Raw genomic sequence first — 6,431 nt, 5'->3', positions numbered from 1 at the left:
GCTTAACATACTGGTTGTTTTGTTCAGTTTTCAAAGATCAAATGTTACTGCCTTCGCTTGCGACAGCTTTTAAATTATATAACAGCCAATTACTAAAGTCAACAACTTTTTTTGAAAGTTTTTGTAACGGCTTCGCTTTAAAGCGACTTTACTAATATAACATAATCATCAATATCATGTCAATCAATAAATTCAATCGCTCAAGCAACGTTAACCAATATAACATGATTTCAAATCAGACGTCAATACTTTTTTTCCCGGAGCAACCATCCGTAAGACTTTCACTTCAAAACAACGAGAATATCAAGTTGTTTAAGTGGGAGTAACGGACGCTAGCACCCCGAATAGTTCAAAGGCCTTTAGGTCATTCTTTAGGGCTAACAATCAGTGGGGCGTACCTAAAAAACCACACTGATTGAAGTTTCACTTTATCCCATTACTCTTCCTTTTTTCGTCGAACAAATCTTTACAGCACAAAAGCGCAGAGCGTCGGTCGAAAACGTAGCAACTGGAGCAAATCAATCAAGATAAAGGAATCACATTTTGCTTGCGAACCGCTGATGACTTATCAAAGGTTGCTTCGTGAAATTGTCTAGTTTTGGCGTTCGGGGCTGAACGCAGCTATAAATCTGTTCCGAAAAGTTATCCGTAGCTAAACGGATTTTATCATTTACTGAAAAAAAGAAGAGAATAATAGCTTAACAAATCGCTATTTTCTCTTCCTTAATCCAAATAATATATAGAAGATCTTAATTTATCCCAGAGCAACCGTCCGTAAAACTCTCACTTCAACATATAGAGAAACTTAAACGACCACCTGCTCAAGCAGGTGGATTTGGACATGAATGTCGACGACTAAAGTCGTTGTTAAGACTGAAGTCATCTTAAAGATCAGATGCTGAAGCAACCTTTAATTGGACTAAACTCATTCTTCAATCCGAAATGTTTCGTTCTTTTCTTCACTCGATTGCTTTGCGATATAATTTCTAATCGTTTCTTCATCAACCCTGCCAACCGAGGCACAAAAATAACCTTTTGCCCATAAATGTTGACCCCAATATTTCTTTTTCAATTCTGGAAATTGATCTTGAAGCAGTCTTGATGACCTTTCTTTTAAATATTGCAAAATTTTACTCGGGGCTAGGCTAGGTGGACATGATAACAATAAATATATATGTTCTTTTCCCACACTTCCTTGCAAAATGGTGGTTCCTTTTGCTTCACAACCTTGTCTGATTAACTCTTTCGTACTTATCGCAATTTGGCCGTACAATACTTTGTATCGATATTTGGTTACCCAGACCACATGATACTTAATATCATACACTGCATGACTGTTCTTTTTATATCCATCCATACTTTTTTCACCTCGTACCTTAAGTATGGACATCAAAAGATAAGGCTAAAAGCGGATACCGTCTAAAGACGGTGGAGTATGACCACGCTTTTGGAAATTAAAGTTGTTTACCTAAACAATAGAAGCTAGCTCCTTTGAAACCCTCAAAGTCTTTAGGTCATCCGTTAGGGTTAACAATCAGTGGGGAAAAAATTAAAACCCCGACTGATTGAAGTTTCAGTTTATAGCATTCATTGCAATAGCTTATTATCATGACAGAAACCAAACTCCCTGAAAAACGCATTCAAGGCTTTTTAACTTCTATAATATATTATTCTATTCATTCACCTGATATTGAAGGTGACAAACACCTTTACCTTTTGTCTCCAATTTTTCCACACGAATAAAATTCTTTTCTATTAGATAATCCATCATCATGCTTAAATCCAATTGATAAGGTTCTACACTAGGGTGAATCTTCAAATCTCCAAAGGCCCACGTTTCTTTTTTGGTACGCATTACGTCTAATAAATGTTTCGAGGCTACCTTAGTGCGACCACTAATCGCAAAGTCAATTGCCAATAACATAAGTTCTAGTCGCTTTTCCATTTCCTCATCACTTGTCAATAATTCTTCATATAACTTATAGGTCGCTGGATCAATTCGTTTCAGCTGACTCCACACGACAAGTTCAGGGTGGTATCCTTTTTCGATAATCGCTAATCTCCCTAAACTATGTAACGAACTCAATACTTTATTATAAGTATCCAAAGTATGTCCACCTGCAAACAACTGCTTTGCTTCCCGATAACTTCTCGTTAACTTTGCAAATTCAATTGCCATTCGTAATTCACGTTTTTTCTCTGGAAAGTCTTCTACGTTTAATCTTAAGTTACTCACATATTCATTTCGATCAAACAGGACTTGGCCGTTAGTTACCCATTCCAAAATACGACGATAGAACCCTGTATCCATCCAATAATTCAATTGTGATTCTTCAACGATATGCATCGCAGCTGTTTTTTCTTGCATTTGATAATGCTTTACAAACCATGGCTCATTTGCTGACGATACAATAACTAACAAAATCACATCAAAGTTATCCGTAATTGGACTGATACTCACTTTTCTTTCCATCATTATGATACCAAGGGTGTTCGAATCACTTGCTCGCTCTTGGTAAATTGGTCGTAATAAATCTTCCACGAACTCATCTCCTATACAGTCTTCTTGTATATAATACATTTTCGACAAACTATGCTAAATTCCTTTTTAAAATTGCTATTATAGACAAAGTTAGCTGGGATTACTAGGCATTTTCCCATGAATTGTTACCCGAATCCTTCGGGTTGCTAACGTTCTTCACTCCCACTGGATTACCTTTAACTTTCTAGTTTTTTTGAAACAGGAGCGTTGCCAACGATTGCTCCGATATAAACAATACTTATATTATCACAACAACAATCTTAGAACACCTGACAAACAGATAAAGTGAAACTTCAATCAGTAGAGGTTTTTAGTATTCTCCCCACTGATTGTTAACTCTAAAGGATGACCTAAAGAACCATTCGGCCTTTACTACTGCTTAAACAACTTGATATTCTCGTTGTTTTGAAGTGTACGTCTTCCGGACGGTTACTCCGGGATAAATAAAAACACCCCTTCGAGTATTCGCTCGAAAAGGGCGTTCTATTTAATGCGTTGTTTTACAGTCAGGACATGTACCGTAAATCTCCATCCGGTGATGGCTTACTTCAAATCCTGTAACTTTTTCAGCCAAGGACTCTACTTCGTCCAAGCTTGGATAATCAAAATCAACAATTTTTCCACATGATTCACAAATAACATGATAGTGTTTTGATGTATTATAATCAAAACGGCTAGAAGCATCTCCGTATGTCAATTCACGAACCAATCCAATTTCTCGAAAAACACGTAAATTATTATATACAGTTGCTACACTCATGTTTGGAAACTTTCCTTCTAATGCCTTATAAATATCATCAGCTGTTGGGTGTGACTTGGCATTAATCAGGAAATCTAACACCGCATGACGTTGGGGGGTTATCCGAACGGAGGCGTGTTTCAATCTTCCTATCGCTTCTTGTAACTTGTCTTCACTCATGCCATCCACCTCACTTTCCAATAGAAGTTACTCTAGTTGTCTTACTATTACCGACAAAGCCTTCATTAATTCTTCATATAAACTAAGTTTAGTTATTGGTTAACTTCAATTCTTACATTATAATGCTTATAATTAGTGTAACCGTTAAATAAACATTTTGTCAATAAAAGTACTACAAACCTAGAAAAACTTTTAAGCAAGGGAACGTAAAGGTAAACTTAAGTTCTGATTTCTTTATTCATTTGCTTCAAATGTTTTTTCTTGATGGCTGCAAAATTGATTGACATATCGAGCAGCAACAAACAATAAATCCGATAAACGATTTAAACAAGGAAGAATCGATTCTGTTACTTCGCCTTTCATCCCTACCACTACACGTTCTGCTCTACGAACAATCGTCCTTGCTAGGTGCAGGGATGCTGCCGTTGGGTGTCCTGATGGTAATATAAATTTCGTAAGCTCTGGTAATTCTTCTTCCCATTTGTCAATATCTTTTTCGATATCTAATACGTGCGTTTCTGTCACAGAACAAGTCGACATGCCTTCACCAGGAGAAGCAAGCTCTGCTCCAATGTGGAATAAAGACTTTTGTATACGCTCCATACAAACAAGAAATTTTTTCCGTTCTGATAATGACCATGTTAATCCTTGATCAATATGACTGATCGCCACTCCTATTGCCGCATTTGCTTCATCACAAGTTCCAAGCGCCTCGACACGCTGGTCATTCTTCGCTACACGAACACCTGAAATTAACCCCGTTTCACCTGCATCACCAGTACGTGTATAAATGCTCATAAATTTAATACCCCCTATTCGGATCAATTACATTAACCGTAAACTGCCCTTCATTTAGAAAGGAAACTAAATTCTCTTCAAATATAGCCATTGCTCTTGGAAGATAATTTGATGATTTTCCAGAGATATGCGGCGTTAAGGTTACTTTTTCATGTCGCCACAATGGATGGTCTTCTGGTAATGGTTCTTGTTCAAACACATCAAGTACTGCATGTGAAATTTGCTCTTGATCAAGCGCCTCGATTATTGTTTCTGCTTCTACCGCATCACCTCGACCCATATTAAGAAAGATTGCTGAGGACTTCATTGTCTCGAAATGTTCCGCCTGATAAAAACCTTTCGTCTCAGAAGTGCTAGGTAAAATCGATACAACAAAATCAGCTTCTTCTATTGCTATCAATGTATCTTTCGTCTGATATATCTGATCAAAATAAGGCTTCTCTCGCCCTCGATTCGAAACACCAATTGTCTTGATATGAAATGCTTTGGCTATCCTAGCAAGTTCCTCACCAATTGCTCCAGCTCCGATAATCGTCATTGTCCGGTAGGAGATTTCTTCTGTGGCCACCGACTGGTCCCAAACACGAGCTTTTTGTTTATCTAAAAACACCTCATGCTTTCGGTACAATTGAAGAAACATGGCGATTGCATACTCAGCCATTGGAATTCGGTGTATCCCGCGAGCATTCGTAACCTGTATCCCTCTTTTTTTGATCGCTTCAAATGGCATTTGATCCATTCCGGCTGAGATAACCATAATCCACTTCAACTGAGTCGCGCGTTCGATATGCTTATCTGTTAAATCTTCACCATACGTAATAATTATGCTTGCTTCCGATAAATATGGTTGTGCTTGTTCAATATTTTCCGTGAATTGAAAAGTAAGATCTTGATAAGCTTCTGTTAACTTGCTTTGCAATTCTGGTGTTAATGTCGTTGTTGACAATACTAACATAATAATACCCCACTTTACTGCGCTCTATTTCTATTATAATTGTTCTAAGCTAAAAGTGAAACTTCAATCAGTAGGGACTTTAGTTTTCCCCAACTAATCATTACTCCTAAAAGATGACCTGAACCGCAAGTTACTCCCACGCAAACAACTTGATATTCTCAATTGTTTTGACGCGGGAACCTTACGGACGGTTATCCCGGGATAAAGCACAAGACAAACTCCCTTATTGTAGATGTTCTCGAATAAACTGAAGGGCCTCTTCGGTATGACCATCCACTTTAACCTTACGATACTCTTCCCGGATAATACCGTCTTTATCTATGATAAAGGTAGCTCGTTCATTGCCATAATACTCACGATCGGGTTTTTTCTTTAATATCCAAGCTCCAAATGCCTCCGCTAATTGGTGATCTTCATCTACAATCAACGTAAAAGGAAGATCGTGCTTTTGTTTAAAGTTTTGATGGCTCGTCGCAGAATCAGGACTAACACCAATAATTTCAGCATTAAGATCTGCAAAACTTTCATAATCATCACGGAACGAACAAGCTTGCGTTGTGCAACCAGGTGTATTATCTTTCGGGTAAAAATAAAGTACAATAGCTTTTCCTTGAAAATCTGCCAATGATACCTCTTTTCCCTCACTCGTCAGAACAGGAAAAGTTGGTACTTTTTGTCCAATTTTTGTTGTCATTCGAACATTCCTCCCACATACTTGTATAGTCTTAGATTACCGAAAGGAGTATCGATTCACAAATCATCTGCTTCTTTTTTCACTCCATTCAGATAAGATTCTTTTAAAATGATTTTCAAAAAAAACGCTGTTGGTAATAAATAACCGATCATTGCTTGTGTTAATGCTAGTAACCTCCCCCATCCAACAGGAATTATGTCTCCATAACCTACTGTCATTAAAGTTACCCCACTAAAGTACAAACAATCGATCAATAGAGAGAGAAAAGACTGTTGCGCTCGCGTTTCCGTATTTGACTGAACCAAAATAACTTCATGTAAGGAAAGAATAAAATAAAGCATCCCAAATGCTACAATAACGGTAAAGTACACAACGACAAGGGAATAAAATAATTCATAGGAAAAATAACTCCGCTTGTGAGCTTGTTCAAAGATAAATGAACGTAAACTCATCCCTAATAACGCCAAAATTAAAAAAATCGAAATGAATGCAATAATGTTTTTCCCTCCGTTCTAACCAAAAC

At 37.4% G+C, this 6,431-nt stretch carries 7 protein-coding genes; all 7 read right to left on the bottom strand.

The window, feature by feature from the left end:
• Window positions 1-925: 925 nt before the first annotated feature.
• The 7 genes from tnpA to OWO01_RS06580 all read right to left on the bottom strand — a co-directional run bounded on the left by tnpA (window position 926) and on the right by OWO01_RS06580 (window position 6,360).
• On the bottom strand, window positions 926-1,357 hold the full coding sequence (gene tnpA, locus OWO01_RS06610; protein WP_268779648.1) for an IS200/IS605 family transposase: 432 nt from the start codon (window positions 1,355-1,357) through the stop codon (window positions 926-928).
• 315 nt (window positions 1,358-1,672) lie between these two features.
• On the bottom strand, window positions 1,673-2,542 hold the full coding sequence (locus tag OWO01_RS06605) for a nucleotidyltransferase-like protein (protein ID WP_268779647.1): 870 nt from the start codon (window positions 2,540-2,542) through the stop codon (window positions 1,673-1,675).
• Window positions 2,543-3,029: 487 nt separating this feature from the next.
• Window positions 3,030-3,461 carry a peroxide-responsive transcriptional repressor PerR gene (gene perR / locus OWO01_RS06600; RefSeq protein ID WP_268779646.1) on the bottom strand — a complete coding sequence of 144 codons (432 nt, stop codon included), beginning with the start codon at window positions 3,459-3,461 and terminating at the stop codon, window positions 3,030-3,032.
• Between the two features lie 234 nt (window positions 3,462-3,695).
• Entirely contained in the window at window positions 3,696-4,259 is a 564-nt protein-coding gene (locus OWO01_RS06595) for a cob(I)yrinic acid a,c-diamide adenosyltransferase (protein WP_268779645.1), read from the bottom strand.
• 4 nt (window positions 4,260-4,263) lie between these two features.
• Entirely contained in the window at window positions 4,264-5,214 is a 951-nt protein-coding gene (locus OWO01_RS06590; protein ID WP_268779644.1) for a D-2-hydroxyacid dehydrogenase, read from the bottom strand.
• A 223-nt stretch (window positions 5,215-5,437) separates the two neighbouring features.
• A complete protein-coding gene (gene bcp / locus OWO01_RS06585) occupies window positions 5,438-5,908 on the bottom strand; it encodes a thioredoxin-dependent thiol peroxidase (RefSeq protein WP_268779643.1) in 471 nt (156 codons plus the stop codon).
• 56 nt (window positions 5,909-5,964) lie between these two features.
• Window positions 5,965-6,360 (bottom strand): potassium channel family protein, encoded by a 396-nt coding sequence (locus tag OWO01_RS06580; RefSeq protein WP_268779642.1) that lies wholly within the window; start codon window positions 6,358-6,360, stop codon window positions 5,965-5,967.
• Window positions 6,361-6,431: the final 71 nt, after the last annotated feature.

The sequence above is a fragment of the Natronobacillus azotifigens genome (assembly GCF_026805325.1).
Taxonomy (GTDB): Bacteria; Bacillota; Bacilli; order Bacillales; family Amphibacillaceae; genus Natronobacillus; species Natronobacillus azotifigens.
Note: the sequence above shows the minus strand (reverse complement) of the source record. Positions and strands in the feature narration are given on the sequence as shown.